Origin of the sequence: Streptomyces venezuelae, from assembly GCF_008642355.1 — a bacterium.
Classification (GTDB): Bacteria; Actinomycetota; Actinomycetes; order Streptomycetales; family Streptomycetaceae; genus Streptomyces; species Streptomyces venezuelae_B.
The window spans coordinates 2,230,276-2,247,627 of the sequence record NZ_CP029193.1 but is presented as its reverse complement, the minus strand read 5'-3'; the positions used below and the strand labels follow the sequence as shown (position 1 = coordinate 2,247,627).

General features: G+C 71.6%; 14 protein-coding genes. 7 read left to right on the top strand and 7 right to left on the bottom strand.

Translation table 11 applies throughout. The features are described 5' to 3' along the window. Positions 1-105: 105 nt before the first annotated feature. Entirely contained in the window at positions 106-987 is an 882-nt protein-coding gene (gene panB / locus DEJ47_RS10405; RefSeq protein ID WP_150167114.1) for a 3-methyl-2-oxobutanoate hydroxymethyltransferase, read from the bottom strand. A gap of 199 nt (positions 988-1,186) precedes the next feature. Here panB and DEJ47_RS10400 point away from each other — a divergent pair, with 199 nt between their 5' ends. From DEJ47_RS10400 to DEJ47_RS10385, 4 genes are all read left to right on the top strand, one after another. After that, entirely contained in the window at positions 1,187-2,785 is a 1,599-nt protein-coding gene (locus DEJ47_RS10400) for an MFS transporter (protein WP_150167112.1), read from the top strand. Between the two features lie 143 nt (positions 2,786-2,928). Continuing rightward, positions 2,929-3,531, top strand: coding sequence for a TetR/AcrR family transcriptional regulator (locus DEJ47_RS10395; RefSeq protein WP_150175543.1), 603 nt, complete (start codon positions 2,929-2,931; stop codon positions 3,529-3,531). Positions 3,532-3,716: 185 nt separating this feature from the next. Further along, positions 3,717-4,745 carry an endonuclease/exonuclease/phosphatase family protein gene (locus tag DEJ47_RS10390; protein WP_150167110.1) on the top strand — a complete coding sequence of 343 codons (1,029 nt, stop codon included), beginning with the start codon at positions 3,717-3,719 and terminating at the stop codon, positions 4,743-4,745. A gap of 180 nt (positions 4,746-4,925) precedes the next feature. After that, positions 4,926-6,143, top strand: a complete 1,218-nt coding sequence (locus tag DEJ47_RS10385; protein ID WP_150167108.1) for an MFS transporter — start codon at positions 4,926-4,928, stop codon at positions 6,141-6,143. A gap of 102 nt (positions 6,144-6,245) precedes the next feature. Here DEJ47_RS10385 and DEJ47_RS10380 read toward each other — a convergent pair whose 3' ends face one another. The 4 genes from DEJ47_RS10380 to DEJ47_RS10365 form a co-directional block, all read right to left on the bottom strand. Beyond that, positions 6,246-8,006 carry an NAD+ synthase gene (locus tag DEJ47_RS10380; protein ID WP_150167106.1) on the bottom strand — a complete coding sequence of 587 codons (1,761 nt, stop codon included), beginning with the start codon at positions 8,004-8,006 and terminating at the stop codon, positions 6,246-6,248. 46 nt (positions 8,007-8,052) lie between these two features. Further along, positions 8,053-8,841: a DUF4190 domain-containing protein gene (locus DEJ47_RS10375; protein ID WP_150167104.1), complete on the bottom strand. Its 789-nt coding sequence runs from the start codon at positions 8,839-8,841 to the stop codon at positions 8,053-8,055. Between the two features lie 171 nt (positions 8,842-9,012). Next, a complete protein-coding gene (locus DEJ47_RS10370) occupies positions 9,013-10,671 on the bottom strand; it encodes a multicopper oxidase family protein (protein WP_150167102.1) in 1,659 nt (552 codons plus the stop codon). A gap of 162 nt (positions 10,672-10,833) precedes the next feature. After that, the gene (locus DEJ47_RS10365) at positions 10,834-11,436 is read right to left on the bottom strand and encodes a hypothetical protein (RefSeq protein WP_150167100.1); all 603 of its coding nucleotides are present in this window, start codon (positions 11,434-11,436) and stop codon (positions 10,834-10,836) included. A 70-nt stretch (positions 11,437-11,506) separates the two neighbouring features. Here DEJ47_RS10365 and DEJ47_RS10360 point away from each other — a divergent pair, with 70 nt between their 5' ends. The 3 genes from DEJ47_RS10360 to DEJ47_RS10350 are packed head-to-tail and all read left to right on the top strand — an operon-like array spanning position 11,507 to position 14,602. Continuing rightward, positions 11,507-12,973, top strand: coding sequence for an APC family permease (locus DEJ47_RS10360; protein ID WP_150167098.1), 1,467 nt, complete (start codon positions 11,507-11,509; stop codon positions 12,971-12,973). 43 nt (positions 12,974-13,016) lie between these two features. Beyond that, entirely contained in the window at positions 13,017-13,745 is a 729-nt protein-coding gene (locus DEJ47_RS10355; RefSeq protein WP_150167096.1) for a DUF998 domain-containing protein, read from the top strand. Continuing rightward, on the top strand, positions 13,742-14,602 hold the full coding sequence (locus tag DEJ47_RS10350) for an alpha/beta fold hydrolase (RefSeq protein WP_223828299.1): 861 nt from the start codon (positions 13,742-13,744) through the stop codon (positions 14,600-14,602). Before DEJ47_RS10355 ends, DEJ47_RS10350 begins: the two co-directional genes overlap by 4 nt. On the opposite strand, the gene DEJ47_RS10345 is transcribed toward DEJ47_RS10350, so the two are convergent. Together DEJ47_RS10345 and DEJ47_RS10340 are read right to left on the bottom strand one after the other, a co-directional pair. Next, positions 14,568-15,614, bottom strand: coding sequence for a LacI family DNA-binding transcriptional regulator (locus DEJ47_RS10345; RefSeq protein ID WP_150167092.1), 1,047 nt, complete (start codon positions 15,612-15,614; stop codon positions 14,568-14,570). The two genes, DEJ47_RS10350 and DEJ47_RS10345, sit on opposite strands and share 35 nt — an antisense overlap. 55 nt (positions 15,615-15,669) lie before the next feature. Next, entirely contained in the window at positions 15,670-17,307 is a 1,638-nt protein-coding gene (locus DEJ47_RS10340; RefSeq protein ID WP_150167090.1) for an extracellular solute-binding protein, read from the bottom strand. Positions 17,308-17,352: the final 45 nt, after the last annotated feature.

Below are 17,352 nucleotides of genomic sequence, written 5' to 3'. Positions count from 1 at the left end.
CCGGCGGACAGGAGAGCGGACCGGGCGGCGCACGGGAAAGCGGCAGCCCGCCGACGGGGGAAGTTCGGCGGGCTGCCGTGGTGCCGCGATGGACTCAGGCGGTCATCAGTGGACCGCGTGCTCGGGTGCGGGGAACGCGCCGCCGACGACGTCCTCGGCGAACGCCTTCGCCGCGCCGGCCATGGCGCCGCGCAGCTCCGCGTACTTCTTCACGAAGCGCGGCATCTTCCCGCCGGTCAGGCCCATCATGTCCGTCCAGACGAGGACTTGGGCGTCGCAGTCGGAGCCCGCGCCGATCCCGACGGTCGGGATGTGCAGGGACCGGGTGACCTCGGCCGCGAGCTCCGCCGGGACCAGTTCCAGGACGACCGCGAACGCGCCCGCGTCCTGCGCGGCCTTGGCGTCGTTGAGGAGCCGGTGGGCCGCCTCGTCGCCGCGGCCCTGCACGCGGTACCCCATGGTGTTCACGGACTGCGGGGTCAGGCCGAGGTGGGACATGACGGGGATGCCGGACTGCACCAGCAACTCCGTCTGGGCCAGGGAGCGTTCGCCGCCCTCCAGCTTCACCGCGCCGACGCCCGCCTCCTTCACCAGGCGGGTCGCCGACCGGAGCGCCTGGACGGGGCCCTCCTGGTACGAGCCGAACGGCAGGTCGCCGACGATCAGGGCGCGGCTCGTGCCCCGTACGACCGCGGCGGACAGCATGGTCATCTCGTCGAGGGTGACGGGCACGGTCGTCTCGTACCCGAGGTGGCAGTTGCCCGCCGAGTCGCCGACGAGCATGACGGGGATGCCCGCCTCGTCGAAGACGGACGCGGTCATCGCGTCGTAGGCGGTCAGCATGGGCCACTTCTCGCCGCGCTCCTTGGCGGCGGTGATGTCGCGCACAGTGATGCGCCGGGTGCCCTTGCCGCCGTACAGCGCCTTGCTGCTGTCGGGGTTCCGCGGGGCGTCGGCGCTCTTCTGGGCAGCCGAAAGCTGCGTCATCGCAACGGCTCCTTCTGTCATCTCGAGGCGCCCTGACGGCGTCCCCGGATCCCCTCCATGGTGACACCACGTGCCGCTCCGGGGCTAGTGCGGTGCTCTGTGACGCCGTCGGGTAAAGCGTGTCTCTACCGTTCGGCAAGGATGTCCCATACTTTCGATACGAGACGGTCTCGTATCGAAATTGCTCTACGCTGGTTCCATGTCCTCCCCTGCCATGCCCACCCCGTCCCGCGTACCGGAAGCCGTCCACCGGCGCCGGTGGGCGATCCTCGGGGTGCTGATGCTCAGCCTGCTGATCGTCGTCCTCGACAACTCGATCCTGAACGTCGCCATCAAGACGATCTCCACCCCCGCACCGACCGGCCTCGGCGCCACCCAGAGCGAGCTGGAATGGGCGATCAACGCCTACACGCTCGTCTTCGCGGGCCTCCTCTTCACGGCGGGCCTGCTCGGCGACCGGCTCGGCCGGAAGAAAGTCCTGCTCGGCGGCCTCGTCGTCTTCGGCATCGGCTCGGCGCTCGCCGCCATGTCCGGCTCGCCGCTCCAGCTCATCGCCTTCCGGGCCGTCATGGGCCTCGGCGCGGCCTTCGTGATGCCGGCGACCCTCGCCGTCCTCATGAACGTCTTCGAACGCGACGAACAGCCCAAGGCCATCGGCATCTGGGCCGGCGGCGTCGGCCTCGCCATCGCCATCGGGCCCATCACCGGCGGCGTGCTGCTCGACCACTTCTGGTGGGGCTCGGTCTTCCTGATCAACGTACCGATCGTGATCGTCGCCCTGGCGCTGATGGTCTGGCTGGTGCCCGACTCCCGCGACCCCGCGCCCGGCCGCATCGACCTCTTCGGCGTCGCGCTCTCCGTCGTCGGCCTGGTGCTCCTCGTCTACGGCATCATCAAGGGCGGCCAGCTCGCCGACTTCACCGATCCGGCCGTCCTCGGCACGGTCGGCGCGGGCCTCGCCGTGCTGGTCGCGTTCGTGCTGTACGAGAAGCGCAGCGACCACCCCTCCATCGACATCACGTACTTCAAGAACCGGGTGTTCTCCGCGGCGATCAGCGCCATCGCGCTCGTCTTCTTCGCGCTGATGGGCGTCACCTTCTTCTCCGTCTTCTACACCCAGAGCGTGCGGGGCTACTCGCCGCTGCAGACGGGTCTGCTGATGCTGCCGCTCGCCGTGGCCCAGCTGATCTTCGCGCCGCGCGCCCGGCTCGTCGTCGACCGCTTCGGCGTACGGGCCGTGTGCACGGGCGGACTGCTCCTCCTGACGGCGACCCTCGCGGCCTTCACCCTCCTCGACGCCGACACGCCGATCTGGTTCCTGGAAGTCGTGTTCTTCCTGATGGGCACCGGCATGGCGCACATCATGACGCCCACCAGCGTCGTCATCATGCAGGCCCTGCCGCGCGAGAAGGCCGGCTCCGCGTCCGCGCTCAGCAACACGTTCCGGCAGGTCGGCGGCGCCCTCGGTATCGCGGTCCTCGGCTCCGTGCTGTCCACGGCGTACCGCAACGGCGTCGAGGACAAGCTGACCCTGCTGCCCGAAGGGGCGCGGCACACCGCGGGCGAGTCCATCGAGGCGACCCTCGGCGTCGCCGCGAAGCTCGGCCCCAAGGGCGAGCCCCTGGTCTCCGCGGCCAACGACTCCTTCCTGCACGCCATGCACGTCACGGCGCTGTGCGGCGCGGGCGTCGCCGTGCTCGGCGCGCTGGTCGTCTTCCTCTTCCTGCCGGGCCGCACGCCGCCGGAGGCGGACCCGGTCGAGGAGACGGGTGAGCCGGTGGGGGCCGCCGGGCGCTGAGGGAGAATCGGCCGGGCGGCCGGGCCCCGGCCGCCCGCGGGCAGAGAGGGAGGGACGACGTGGTCCACAAGGGCGCGAGTGTCACGAGCGGCGGTGGCGTCGCGGACAGCGGTGACGCCGCGGAAGGCGGTGACTTCGCCGGCGTGGCGCCCCTCTCCAAGGGCGGCCGGGGGCGGCCCAGGAGCGAGGCCGTCGAGCAGGCGATCATCGAGGGAGTCGTACGGCTCCTGGAGGACGGCGTCTCCCTCACCGAGCTCTCCATCGAACGGATCGCCCGCACCGCGGGCGTCGGCAAGGCCACCATCTACCGGCGCTGGGACGGCAAGGAAGCCCTCTTCGTCGACGTCCTGCGCGCCTTCGAGGAGCCCGACCTGGAACGGCCCGGCACCTCGATGCGCGACGACCTCGTCTGCGTCCTGGAGAGCCTGCGCCGCCGCGGCCTGACCATGCGCTCCTCGGCCCTGCTGCACAACGTCTTCGCCCAGATGAAGACCCTGCCCAAGCTCGCCGAGGCGTACCAGGAGACGGTCGTCGCGCCCCGCCGCCGCATCATCGTCGACGTGCTGCGGCGGGGTGTCGAGGACGGCGAGCTGCGCGCGGACATCGACCTGGAGATGGCCAACGACCTCTTCGTCGGACCCATGCTGCTGCGCACGATCCTGCGTCCCGGCGCACCGCTCGACGACCATCTCGCCGAACGGATCGTCGACACGGTCCTGGAGGGACTGCGGCCCCCGCAACGCTGACCCGCGGTTATGCGCATTTCGTCACAGAGGCCGCTCTGCGCCGCTGTTCAGGAACCCGTCGCGGCGCACTGTTCGTCCTGGTGCCTGTACGGCCGTCGTGGACGGCAGGGACGACACCGGATCATCGCCTAGGGTTTCCTGGGCGGGACAGACGGTGTGCACGGCAGCAGTGAGGCGACGAGAGCATGGCGCAGGCGTACATGACGGAGACGGGCAGCGGCGGCTCGGGCCCCGAGCGTCCGGGGACCCGGTTCCGACGCCTGCTCGACGGCTGGCGGGGCGACCCGGGCATCTGGCGGCGCGGCCTGGTCACGGCCGGTGTGGCCGTCTTCCTCGCGCTGGTGATGCTGTTCCACGCGCAGATCCCCAACAACGTGGGCAACCTCGGCTCCCTGACGGAGACGTTCCTGCCCTGGCTCGGCCTCTTCATCCCGGTGCTGCTGGTCATCGCGGTGGTCCGCAAGTCCGCCACCGCGCTGATCGCGCTGCTGCTTCCGGTGATCATCTGGGTCGACTCGTTCGGCGGCCTGATCACCGGCAAGTCGGGCACCGGCGGCGACCTCACCGTCGCCACACACAACGTCAACGCGGACAACGCCGACCCGACGGGCACCGCCAAGGACGTCGCCGCCTCCGGCGCGGACATCCTCGCCCTGGAGGAGCTCACCCCGTCCGCGGTGCCCGTGTACGAGAAGGCGCTGGCCGGCACGTACAAGTACCACGCGGTCAAGGGCACCGTCGGCCTCTGGAGCAAGTACCCGCTGTCCGACACCCGGCCCGTCGACATCAAGCTCGGCTGGGTCCGCGCGATGCGCACGACCGTGACGACGCCGAAGGGCGAGGTCGCCGTCCACGTCGCGCACCTGCCGTCGGTGCGCGTGAAGCTCGACGCGGGCTTCACCGCCAACCAGCGGGACAACAGCGCCGACGCCCTCGGCGAGGCCATCGCCGACGAGAAGATCGGCAAGGTCGTCCTGCTCGGCGACCTCAACGGCACGATGAACGACCGCGCGCTGAACGCCGTCACCTCGCAGCTGCGGTCCACGCAGGGCGCTGCGGGCGACGGCTTCGGTTTCAGCTGGCCCGCGTCGTTCCCGATGGCGCGCATCGACCAGATCATGGTCAAGGGCGTCGAGCCGGTCTCCTCCTGGACGCTGCCGGAGACGGGCAGCGACCACCTGCCGATCGCGGCACGGGTCGACCTCTCGTCGTGAAGCGGTAAGGGCACGGGGGCGGAATACGCGGGGACGACATAGGCGGGGACGGAATACGTGGCGGGCGCGGCTTTGTTCCGCAAGTAAACTTACGGGTTCTCCGTATCCCCCCGCTCCACACCCTCTCCCCGCCCCACACCCTCCCCCCACTGCCCCCGCATCCGTGGAAGGTACTTCTTCATGCCCCTGGCCCTGCTCGCCCTCGCCGTGGGCGCCTTCGGCATCGGCACGACCGAGTTCGTGATGATGGGCCTGCTGCCCAACGTCGCCGACGACCTGGACATATCCATCCCGGTCGCCGGACACCTCGTCTCCGCGTACGCGCTCGGCGTCGTCATCGGAGCCCCGCTGCTCGCCGCCGTCACCGCGAAGCTCCCGCGCCGCCGCGTCCTCATCGGCCTCATGGTCCTGTTCGTCGTCGGCAACGCACTCTCGGCGGCAGCCCCCGACTACCACCTGCTCATGGCCGCGCGCTTCCTCAGCGGACTGCCGCACGGCGCGTTCTTCGGCGTCGGCGCGGTGGTCGCCACCGGGCTCGTCGCGCCCGAGCGAAAGGCCCGCTCGGTCTCCCTGATGTTCCTCGGCCTGACCGTCGCCAACATCGTGGGCGTGCCGGTCGCCACCGCGATGGGACAGCAGCTCGGCTGGCGCGCCACGTTCCTCGCGGTGAGCGCCATCGGGCTCGCGGCCATCGCCGCGCTCGCCCTCCTGGTCCCCGCCGACCATGCCCACGGCGACGCGGCAGGACTGCGCGGCGAACTCAGGGCGCTGCGCAGCGTCCCGGTCTGGCTGGCGCTCGGCACGACCGTCGCGGGCTTCGGAGCGCTGTTCTCCGCGTACAGCTACATCACGCCGATGCTGACCGACACGGCCGGCTACGCCGAGTCCAGCGTCACCCTCCTCCTCGCCCTGTTCGGCGTCGGCGCGACCGCGGGCAACCTCCTGGGCGGCCGTCTCGCGGACCGCTCCCTGCGCGGCACGCTCTTCGGCGGGCTCATCTCGCTCGCCGTGGTCCTTGGCTTCTTCCCGCTGCTCATGACCGCGGCGTGGAGCGCCGCGCTCGGCGTCGTGCTGCTCGGGATGGCGGCGTTCACGACGGGCTCGCCGCTGCAGCTCATGGTCATGGAGAAGGCGGCGGCCGCGCCGTCGCTGGCCTCCTCCGCCAACCAGGGCGCCTTCAACCTCGCCAATGCGGGCGGCGCGTGGATCGGCGGCCTCGCGCTGGCGGCGGGCTTCGGCACGACGTCGCCCGCGGTGACCGGCGCGGTTCTCGCGGTGCTCGGCCTCGCGGTGGCGGGCCTGGCGTACGCGGTGGACCTGCGGAGGGGGCCCGTGCGGGGTGCGGAGCGGTTGGTGGCGTCGTCGACGCCCGAGCACCGCGAACCGGCCCGCTCCTGACCGGCTCGCCCGCGCACGCGTGCCCTACAGCTCCGTGCGGTGCCGGGAAAACGGATGGGTGTTCTGGGCCGCCACGAAGCGGCGGCCCGGAACACCGCCCCCTCAGCCGGAGGCGGACTCCCGCCAGCGGTTCGTGATCGGGAGACGGCGGTCCTTGCCGAAGCCCTTCGCCGAGATCTTCGTCCCCGGCGGGTACTGCCGCCGCTTGTACTCCGCGGTGTCCACCATCCGCAGCGTCTTGGTGACCAGCTCACGGTCGTAGCCCGCGGCCACGATCCTGTCGGCGCCCTGGTCACGGTCGACGTAGAGCTCCAGGATCGCGTCGAGGACCGGGTAGTCGGGGAGCGAGTCCGTGTCGACCTGGTCCGGGCGCAGCTCGGCGCTCGGCGGCTTGCTGATGGAGTTCTCCGGGATCGGCGGCGTCTGCCCGCGCTCCTCGGCCGCACGGTTGCGCCACTTGGCGAGCCGGAAGATCGCCGTCTTGTAGACGTCCTTGATGGGGCCGTACGCGCCGACGGAGTCGCCGTAGAGCGTCGAGTAGCCGACGGCCAGCTCGGACTTGTTGCCCGGCGCGAGCACGATGTGGCCCTCCTGGTTGGAGAGCGCCATCAGCATCGTGCCGCGCAGCCGCGACTGGAGGTTCTCCTCGGCGAGACCGGTGAGCCCGAGCGAGCCCATGTACGCGTCGAACATCGGCGCGATCGGCACGGTGCGGAAGTTCAGCCCGGTGCGCCGCGCCAGCTCCTCCGCGTCGCCGATGGAGTGCTCCGAGGAGTAACGGGACGGCATGGCGACGCCGTACACGTTCTGCGCGCCGAGCGCGTCGCAGGCGATGGCGGCGGTGAGCGCGGAGTCGATGCCGCCGGAGAGCCCGATGAGGACGCTGCTGAAACCGTTCTTCGCGGCGTACGCGCGCAGGCCCACGACCAGCGCCGAGTACACCTCCTCGTCGTCGTCGAGCCGCTCGGCGTACCCGCCGGTCAGCTCGCCCTCGTACGCGGGAAGCGGCTCCTGCGACAGCGTCACGTGCTCGATGCGCAGCCCGTCGTCCACGACGCCGGACGGCGGCACGGGCGCGGCGGCCGGCAGCTCCAGGTCCAGCACGATGCAGCCCTCGGCGAACTGCGGGGCCCGCGCGATGACTTCGCCGTCCTTGTCGACGACGATCGAGTCCCCGTCGAAGACCAGCTCGTCCTGCCCGCCGATCATCGCGAGATAGGCGGTGGTGCAGCCGGCCTCCTGCGCACGCTTGCGCACGAGCTCGAGCCGCTGGTCGTCCTTGTTCTGCTCGTACGGCGACGCGTTGATGGAGAGCAGCAGCCCCGCCCCCGCACTGCGCGTCGCCGGCACGCGGCCGCCGTCCTGCCAGAGGTCCTCGCAGATGGCGAGCGCGACGTCCACGCCGTGCACGCGCACGACCGGCAGCGTCTCGCCCGGCACGAAGTAGCGGAACTCGTCGAAGACGCCGTAGTTGGGGAGGTGGTGCTTGGAGTAGGTCAGGACGGCCTCGCCGCGGTACAGCACGGCGCCCGCGTTGCGCGGGGCCCCCGCGGGCTGGCCGAACTTGGGCTTGGCCTCCTCGGTACGGTCGAGATAGCCGACGACGACCGGCAGCTCCCCGAACCCCTCGTCTCTCAGCCGCACGGCGAGCGCGCGCAGCGCGTCCCGCGAGGCCTGGACGAAGGACGAACGCAGAGCGAGGTCCTCGACGGGATACCCGGTCAGCACCATCTCGGGGAACGCGACGAGATGCGCCCCCTGCTCGGCGGAGTGCCGGGTCCAGCGGACGACCGCCTCGGCGTTCCCGGCGAGATCGCCGACGGTCGAGTCGATCTGATTCAGAGCGAGGCGTAGTTGAGGCACGGAATCAGTGTAATCGTCAGAGCGACGCGATGGCCTGTCGGTGATCTCACCTAACGGGCCCGGACCAACTCTCGCTGTCGTACGCGAGCAGGCCCGGCTCGACCTGGACCTCCAGGACCGACGCCGCGTCGGAGGGAAGACTCACCGCGTACGTGGCGGTGGACCGCTCGCCGGGCTGCAGTTTGCCGCCCAGCTCCCTCGGCATGTCGCCGGAGAAGATCATCTCGCCCTGTGCGCCGTCGGCGTCCTTGAACGTCACGGTGGACAGATCCAGGTCGATGGTGTTCCCCGAGCCGTTGACCACGGTGATCTTGACGGTCAGGGCCTTGTTGCCGTCGGCGTGCCCGACCGCGTAGGGGCCGGGCCGGTAGGGAGAGGGCTTCGCGACGGTCACCTTCACGCCGTCGTCGTACGCGAACGCCTCCCCGAACCGCAGCGCATCGGAGTCGGGCCCTCTTGCCGTGGAGGACTCCTTCTTGCCGCCCGTACTGTGCAGATCGTCCACCGTGTCGTTGACCACCGTGACCGTGATGGCGAGCCCGACCACCGCGAGGATCGCGGCGACCGCGCCGAGCGACGTGCCCCAGATCGCCACGCCCTTGTTGTCCGCCTGTCCCTTGCGGGCGCGCCCGATTCCGACGCACCCGAAGACCAGCGCCAGGACGGCGAGGACGCCGGCGGCCCAGAACAGCAGCGGGATCAAACCGCACAGCACCCCGATGATGCCGAGCACCAGGGACGCGACGCCGAGGCCGTTGCGGAGCGGCTGCGGCGGCGGTTCTGGTGGCCGTTGCCCCCATTGGGGCGGTGGGGGAGGGGTGCCGGGCGTGGTCATGGCAGGGCCCCTTCGGGAAGGGGCAGGTCAGGTGGCGGCCTGCGGGTGTTTATGCCGTCATTGTCCCTCTTTCTGGCGTGAATGCCCACATTTATGGTGGCCCGGGGCGACGCCCCCGGACGGGTGTCCGGGAGCGCGCCCCACGCGGGTCCCGGCCCGCGTGACTGCCCGTCAGGTGCGGTAACCGAGTACCGTCATCATTCCCGCCTCCGCGTGGTAGACATTGTGGCAGTGGATCATCCACAGGCCCGGGTTGTCCGCCTCGAAGTCCACCGAAAGCGTGCCGTTCGGCAGCACGATGGCCGTGTCCTTGCGGGGGCCGCCGCGCACGCCCGCCAGGGCGAAGGTGTGGCCGTGGAGGTGGACGGGGTGCCACATCGACGTCGAGTTGGCGAACGTCAGGCGGACCCGCTCACCCGCGCGGACGGGGTGACGCTGTCCCGGGGCGTAGGGCTTCTTGTCGAAGGCCCAGTCGTACTTGGCCATGCCGCCCGTCAGTCGGAGCCGGATCGTGCGGTCCGGCCTGCGGGAAGGCAGCGCCACGGACTCGTGCGCGCGCAGCTTGTCCGCCGTCAGGAGGCGGCCCTTCAGCTCGGCGGGGCGGGCCGACGCCGTGGGTGTGGCGCCGCCGCCCGTGCGCAGCACCGCGAGGGCCGCTTCCTTCTTGCCCTCGGCCAGTGCGGTCAGCGGGAAGACACCGTCCTTGGCGGTGACCAGCACGTCGTACCGCTCACCCATGCCGAGGAGCAGCGCGTCCGTCGCCGTGTGCCGCACGGGGAAGCCGTCGGTGTGCGTCACCGTCATCTCGTGGCCGCCGAGCGCGACGCGGAACGCGGTGTCACCGCCGGCGTTGATGACGCGCAGGCGGATGCGGTCGCCGGGGCGGGCGCGGAACTGCGTGGGCGCCTTGGCCGTACGCCCGTTGACCAGGTAGTGCGGGTAGGCGACGTCGCCCGCGTCGCCGCCGAGCAGGCCGCTCGTGGCGCCCATCATCATGCGGGAGGGGCCGGGGGCGGGGGAGCCGTCTGCCCGCAGGGCGGCGTGGGTCATGTCCGCCATGTTCGACATGTCGTGTCCGCCGTGGCCGCCGCCATCGCCCCCCGAGTCACCGCCCATGTCATGGTCCGCCATGCCCTTGCTCAGTTCCGCGAGCACGCCGTCCGGGGTTGATCCGTCCACTCCGTCGACCCAGTCGTCGAGGACGACGACCCACTCCTTGTCGTACTTCAAGGGCTCCCTCGGGTCCTCCACGATCAGGGGTGCGTACAGGCCTCTGTCCTGCTGGGTTCCGGAGTGGGGGTGGAACCAGTACGTCCCCGGGTGCGGCACCGCGAAGCGGTAGGTGAAGTCCGCGCCGGGCTTGATGTCCTGCTGGGTGAGGCCGGGGACGCCGTCCATGTCGTTGCGGAGGGCGACGCCGTGCCAGTGCAGGGACGTGGCCCGCGGCAGGTGGTTGGCGAGGGTGAGGGCGAGGGTGTCGCCCGCGGTGACGCGGACCTCCTTGCCGGGGAGCCGGTCCCCGTACGCCCATGTCCTGACGGTGGGCCCGCCCAGGTCGAGCCCGGTCTGTGCGGCCGTCAGTCTGACCTCACGGGTGCGGCCGCCACGGCCCCGCTTCTTCTCGGCGTCCGCGACCTCCCTGCCCGCGGGGTCCACGTATCCGTCAGGGCCGGAGGCCCCGCCCTGACCGTGACTGCCGTGACCGCCGTGCCCTGTACGGCGGCCCGGGTCCGCGTCGGAACAGGCCGTCAGGATCCCCGTCCCGGCGACCGCGGCGGCGGCGCCGAGCACGGCGCGCCGGGAGGGGCCGCGTCCGGAGGGAACGCGCATGGAAACTTCATTACGCATGACTGAGTGACACCTCGTCGTGTGGTGCGTGTGGTGCGTGCGGCTGGACACGTCTGCTGCTTCTGGTGCACGGCTCGGCGCCCGCGGGTCCCCATCGGGACGCCACGAGTTCCACGGGCAGCGCGAAGCAGCCGGTGCGCAGGCCTAAATACGCAGCACCGACAGGTGGGAGAGGAGTGTGCGAGGCGGCGGCGGGTTCGGCCGCAGGGCGTGCAGGAGCCGTCCCGGCGTACGCGAACGGTCGACGACCCCACCCGGCCGCAGCAGCCCGGCCCGCACCAGCACGAGCAGCGTGAACGCGCCGAGCACCGCGAGGCACACGGACAGCGGATCCATCGCCATCCCGTCGCCCGACCCGTGCGAAGCATCGGCAACGAGCCGGTCCCCGACGCCACGCCGGTGCGCGGCGGCGCCGCTGTACTGAACGGCGGCCCCTGCCTGGTGGGCGGCGGCGCCGAGTTGTCGCTCGTTGGCGCCGGGCCGAGGATCGGCGGCCCCCGTCCCGCGGGCAGCCGCGTCGCGTTCGGGCTGTGCCGTGTCCGTCCCGTGGGACAGTGCGTCGAGACGGGGTGGGTGCGGGGGTGGCGTGGTGACCCCGGTGTGCCGCATCGCGGCCGGTTCCGGGGCGCCCCCGTGGTCGCCCGAGGGATGCCCCAACGTGTGCATCGTCACGATTCCGAGCAGCAGCGCGGCGAGCAGCAACAGCCGCCCGGTCCCGTCGCCGATCCTCGGCCCCGTCCTCGCCATGCGGCCGACCTTACCCCCGCCGGGTATGCGGCGACATGCGGGCCCCCGCCGCTCCGACGATCATGAGCGCATGACGAACACGGACGAACCGCAGCAAACCCGTGCGGGAAGCCTGCCGGAACCGGACCCCGCCATTCCGAGGCAGTTCATCTCCTGGGTGACGCTCGCCCTGATGACCACCGCGTCCGTCGCCAGCCTGCGTCCCTCGCCGTCGATGGCCATCTACGGACTGGCCGCCGTCTTCCTCTACCTCCTGCCCGCCGTCGTCTTCCTGCTCCCCACCGCCCTCGTGGGCGCCGAGCTCGCCTCCGGATGGTCGGGCGGCATCTACAGGTGGGTGAGCGAGGCGCTGGGCAGGCCGCTGGGGTTCGTCGCCGTGTGGTGCCAGTTCGCCATGACCATCGCGTACTACCCGAGCCTGCTCGCCTACGTGGCCTCGACGTTCGCGTACGTCATCCATCCGAGCCTCGCCGAAAACGGCCCCTACGTAGCGATCGTCATCGTCGTCATCTACTGGACGGGTGTCTGGGTGACCTGCCGGGGCACCAAGACAGTCGCCGGGCTCTCCTCCTCGGGGCTGATCATCGGCACCCTCGTCCCCGGCGTGGTCCTCGTCGTCCTCGGCATCGTCTTCCTCGGGCAGGGCAACGAGTCCGCCGCGCCCATGAGCCCCGACCACTGGCTGCCCCCGTGGACCGGCCTCGCCAGCCTCGTCCTCATCGTCAACAACTTCCTCTCCTACGCGGGCATGGAGATGAACGGCGTCCACGTGTCCTCGCTGCGCCACCCCCGCGCCGAGTACCCGCGCTCGATCTTCCTCGCCACCGGCCTCGTCCTGCTGATCTTCATCCTTCCGGCCCTGGCCATCAGCTGGGTCATGCCGTCGGAGGAGCTCAGCCTCACCGCCGGTCTGATGCAGGCCTTCCAGGCGTTCTTCGACCACTTCCACGTCGGCTGGCTGACGAAGGTCGTCGGGATCATGCTCGTCATGGCGGCGCTCGGCGGCATGCTCACGTGGCTCGCCGGGCCCGCGAAGGGCCTGGTCACGCTCGCCCGCCAGGAGGGCTACCTGCCGCCGGTCCTGCAGAAGTTCAACAAGGCGGGCGTCCCGCGCAACATCATGGTCGCGCAGGGCGTCGTCACCACGCTGATCGGCGTCCTGTACGCCTTCAGTGACGACGTCTCCAGCGCGTACTGGATGTTCTCCGTCATCACCGTGCAGATCTACCTCATCGCGTACCTGCTGATGTTCGTGGCCGTCGTACGGCTGCGGGCTTCACAGCCGGAGGTGCCGCGCGGCTTCGTCGTCCCCGCCGTGAAGGTCGTCGCGGCCGTCGGATTCGTCGCGTCGCTCGCCGCGCTCGCCATCGGCTTCGTACCGCCCGACCAGTTCGGCAAGGGCCCCCTGTGGCGCTACCTCCTGATCGTCGGCGGCGGCCTGCTCGCACTCGGCGTCCTGGCGCCCGCCGCCTTCCTCAAGTTCCGCAAACCCGGCTGGATCCACCCCGACCACAGGGCGACACATGAGCCGAGATAGCGCCTGTACGCCGATGCCCTCTCCCGCGACGACAGCCGCCCCCATGGCGAAACAGCAGCCCCCCGCCGCGTGGCGGCCCGCCCGGACCTCGCGGTCCACCGCCGCGCGCGTCCTCGCGGGCCTCCTGCTGGCCGGCGCCCTCGCGTACAGCACCTGGCCGGCGGAGATGTTGCTGCCGACCGGGCTCTCGCCCCGCACGGCGTACGTCAGTGAACTCGCCGCCGAGGACCAGCCGTACGGGACGTTCTTCCGCACCGTGGACCTCCTCGCCGGGCTCCTCGTCCTCGCGGGCGCGGTATGGGCGTCGACGGCCCGGAGGACGCGCGCAGGACGGCTCCCCGCGGTCGGCTGGGCGGGGCTCGCGCTGTTCGGCGCCGCCACCGCCGCCGACTCACGGCTGCCGCTGAGCTGCGCGGCGACCGCCGACCCCGGCTGCCTCGCGCGGGAGCGGGCGGGCGACGTGCCGTGGACGCACACCGCGCACGCGGTCAGCAGCAGCCTCGCCGTCGCGGGGGCGCTGGTCGGCATGGTGCTCCTCACCGTCGCGGCCCGCCGCCGTGCCGCGTCCTGGCGCGCGCTCGCGCGCACGGGGCCGTTCCTCGTCGCCCTCGAACTGGTCGCCACCGGCTGGACCCTGACGTCCATCGCCGCGTTCGAGGCCGGCCTCGGCACATGGGGACTCGGGATCGGGCAGCGGCTGCAGGTGCTGGCCATCGCGGTGTGGCTCGTCGTCCTCGCGTGGTCGGCGGCGGCGGAGGCGCGGCGGGAGTGACGACGTTCGTACGGGGCGGGTTCACTCGGGCCGGGTTCGTACGGGTCGGGGGAGTGCCGCACCACGTCGAGGTGACGGGCCGCGGACCGGTGTGCGTGCTCGGTGCCGGGCTCGGGCTCGGCTGGTTCGACTGGGACCCGGTGGTGCCGCTGCTGGCCCCGCACCGGACCGTGGTCCGCTTCGACCGGCCCGGCCTCGGACTCAGCGGCCACGCGCGCGTGGCGCCCACCGCGCGGGACGAGGCGGAGCGGATCGTGCGGGTCCTGGACGCGGTGGGTCTCGGCGGGGCGCCGGTGACGGCGGTCGGGCACTCGCTCGCCGGATTCCACATGGAGGCGTTCGCGCGGCTGTTCCCGGAGCGCACGGCGGGGCTCGTCCTCGTCGACTCCAGCGTCGAGGAACGGCCCCGCACCCTCCTGCCGCGCGGGATGCGGGTGGCGGCCACGCGCGCGTGCGGCACGCTGCTGTGCACGACGGGACTGCCGCGGGCGGTGGGACCCGCCCTGCGCCGCCTGACGGCACCGACGCCGTGGGCGTGGCTCTACGGGAGCAGCCGGGTGTGGCGGGCGGCGCTCATGGAGTACGTGACGTACGGCGACACGGCCCGCGAACTCGCCGCGCTCCGCCGCCGCCTGCCCCTTCCCGAGGGGGCCCCGGTGACGGTGCTCGCCGCGTACGGAGGCGGCTCGCGCCGCTGGCTCGGCCGCCAACGACGACTCGCCCACGCCCTCGACGCGTCCTTCCGCGTGGCGGCCCCGTCGGGCCACCTGGTGATGCGCGACCGTCCCGCGGAGGTGGCGCGAGCCGTGCTCGCCGGGGGACCTATCCCCGAACCCGCCGCACACTGTCCCGGATGACGATGTGCGTGCCCAGCACGTGCCGCTCCTGGCCCGCCCGCGGGGAGCCCGAGAGAGCGCGGCGCACGGCCGTGCGGCCCATCTCCTCGGCGGGGATGTGGACCGTCGTCAGGCCCGGCGTGATGTCGCCCGCGACCGGGTCGTCGTTGTAGCCGACCACCGACATGTCCTCGGGGACCCGCAGCCCGTACTCCCGCAGCGCGACGACCGCCGCGGCGGCAGCCCGGTCGTCGCCCGCGAAGACCGCTGTGAAGTCCGGCCTGCCGTCAGCCTTCCGGAGGAGGTCGCGCATCGCCTCGTAGCCGTGGTTCTGCCCGAAACCCGTCCCGTGCAGGACCGCGTCGCCGCGCGGCACCCCGTGGTCGTTGAGCGCCCGCAGGAACCCGGCGAGACGGTCCTCGCCGGTCGTGTTGCCCGGCTCGTAGCCGAGCAGGGCGATCCGCCGGTGCCCGGCGCCGAGCAGGTGGCTGGTCACCGCGTGGGCGCCCGCCTCGTTGTCGTACTCCACGACCAGCGCGGGCACGTCGGGCGTCGGCGCCGGGCGGCCGCACAGCACGAGGCGGGAGCCCGCCGCCGCGAGCGCCTCGGCGTAGCGTGCCATCCGCTGCCGGTACTCGTCGTCCTGCACGACACCGCCCACCAGCATCACCGCCTCCGCGGCCTGCTCGCGCATCATCTGGACCAGGGCCAGCTCACGGGCCGGGTCGCTGCCCGTGGACGCGACCAGGGTGAGCCTGCCGCGCTGCGCGGCCTCCATCTCGACGCCCTGCGCGACCTGCGCGTAGAACGCGCCCACCACGTCGAACATGAGGACCGCGATCGTCTTGCGGCCCGCGCCCGCCAACGCGCGCGCGTGCGCGTTGGCGACGTAGTCCAGGTCCTTGACCGCGCGCAGCACCTTGGCCCGCGACGCCGTGGACGTCGGGTAGTTGCCCGCGAGGACCCGCGAGACGGTCGCTACCGAGACGCCCGCGCGCGCGGCCACCTCGCGGATGGTGACCCGCTCACCCACTGTGTCTCCCTCTCCTGCCCATCGGCCGACCGTACCCCGTCCCCGTACCCGTGGGTCAGTGCGCGGCCTCGTACTCCGCGAGGAACTCCTCGGCGGCCCGCTTGCCGCCCTGCGACTGCCACTTGCGGTGGATGCCGTCCCAGTCGGAGAGCTTCTTGCGGCCGGAGACGACCGCCGTCACGCCGTCCTCGATGATCTGCTGCATCGTGGCGCCCTGCCGGTTGAACGTCTCCGACATCAACCCCCAGTGGTCGTCGGGCACGAGGAGCGGGACGACCTTCTTCTCCCAGGCGTGCAACCGCTTCGTGAGGTCCGGGAAGCCGGGGAAGTACAGCGGCTGCGGGGCGTCCATCAGGTACGGGAAGGGCAGGTTGGTCCTGGAGTCGATGAGGCCGGTCTCCGTGGCGACCGGATCGCCGTCCTTGTTGTACGTGAAGTGGGTGCCCTCCACTCCGTAGTGCATGAGCTCGTACTCCTTCGTGCCGAACGGCGAGGCGAGCCAGTTCAGTACGCGGAGCATCAACTCGATGCGCTCCTTGGAGGCCTTCTTGACGACGGTGTAGCCGAAACAGCCGCGGTTCTGCTGATAGACGGGCGTCACGCCGTCGACCGTGTAAGGCTCCGCCACATCGAGGGTGAACTCGTCCTTGATTCCTTGCGCGTTGGAGATGACGGCGCCCCAGCCGTCGGTCATCGAGCGGACGGTCCCGTTGTAGAACTGCGTCTTCAGGTCGACCTGGGAGATCGACGTGGCGTCCGGGTTGTACGCACCGGCCTCGCGCAGCTTCGCCATGTACTCCAGCGCCGCCTTGAACGCGTCGGTCCCGTACATGTCGGTGGCCTTGCCGCCCTTGAGCTGCCACTGGTTGGGCGCGCCGTGCCACATCGCGTGGTACAGATATCCGTAGAAGCCCACCGTGGAGGCGCCGAGGGCGAACTTCTTGCCCTGCGATGCCTCGGCGGCCATCGCGTGGAAGTCGGGTGCGGACATGCCCGGCCGGTACCCCGCCGCGTCGAACGCCTCACGGTTGATGAACATCGCGCCCTGCACCTTGGCCCGCTCGATCGGCAGCCCGTAGATGTGCCCGGCGATGCGCCCCATGCCCTCCCAGGCGTACGTGGGGATGTTGGCGAGGTTGGGGTAGTCCTTGACGGCGTCGCCGGACAGGTGGTCGCTGAGGTCCGCGCACCGCGCCTTCACGAACTGCGACTCGCGCGGCAGTACGTACCCGCCCCCGAAATTGATCATGTCGGGCAGGTCGTCGCCCGACATGAGCGTGGACATCTTGGCGCGGAAGTCCGCGTCGGGCACGACGGTGAACTCGACCTCGACGCCCAGCGCCTCGTTGACGGCCTGCCAGTACTCGTTGCGGCCGACCGGCTTCGGCGGGGTGCCGTACGTGATCGTCATGACCTTGATCTTCTGCTTGCCGGTGCCCGCCTTCTCGGCCGTCGCGCGGACCAGCTTCTCCGGGTACGTGGTGTACCCGGGCTGCACGCCCTCGGCGGTCGGCGCGAGATCGGGGGTGGGACCCTTCGCCGGTGCGTACGTCGGCCAGGGCGCCGCCTTCTTGCCGGCGTTGGAGACGTTGCCTCCGCCGCCGGCCCCGGTGGAGCAGGCGGTGAGGACGGCGGGCGCGGCCAGGGCGGCGCCGCCGACGGCCATGGAACGGAGCAGGGTGCGGCGCGACATCGAGGAACCGGACACGGGAAGGAGCCCTTCTGTACGACGAGGTGA

Excerpts from the sequence above, each read along its gene's own strand:
- panB (WP_150167114.1), bottom strand. The coding sequence starts at position 987 with ATGACGCAGCTTTCGGCTGCCCAGAAGAGCGCCGACGCCCCGCGGAAC.
- DEJ47_RS10340 (WP_150167090.1), bottom strand. The coding sequence starts at position 17,307 with ATGTCGCGCCGCACCCTGCTCCGTTCCATGGCCGTCGGCGGCGCCGCC.
- DEJ47_RS10400 (WP_150167112.1), top strand. The coding sequence starts at position 1,187 with ATGTCCTCCCCTGCCATGCCCACCCCGTCCCGCGTACCGGAAGCCGTC.
- DEJ47_RS10370 (WP_150167102.1), bottom strand. The coding sequence starts at position 10,671 with ATGCGCGTTCCCTCCGGACGCGGCCCCTCCCGGCGCGCCGTGCTCGGC.
- DEJ47_RS10390 (WP_150167110.1), top strand. The coding sequence starts at position 3,717 with ATGGCGCAGGCGTACATGACGGAGACGGGCAGCGGCGGCTCGGGCCCC.
- DEJ47_RS10385 (WP_150167108.1), top strand. The coding sequence starts at position 4,926 with ATGCCCCTGGCCCTGCTCGCCCTCGCCGTGGGCGCCTTCGGCATCGGC.
- DEJ47_RS10360 (WP_150167098.1), top strand. The coding sequence starts at position 11,507 with ATGACGAACACGGACGAACCGCAGCAAACCCGTGCGGGAAGCCTGCCG.
- DEJ47_RS10365 (WP_150167100.1), bottom strand. The coding sequence starts at position 11,436 with ATGGCGAGGACGGGGCCGAGGATCGGCGACGGGACCGGGCGGCTGTTG.
- DEJ47_RS10375 (WP_150167104.1), bottom strand. The coding sequence starts at position 8,841 with ATGACCACGCCCGGCACCCCTCCCCCACCGCCCCAATGGGGGCAACGG.
- DEJ47_RS10355 (WP_150167096.1), top strand. The coding sequence starts at position 13,017 with ATGGCGAAACAGCAGCCCCCCGCCGCGTGGCGGCCCGCCCGGACCTCG.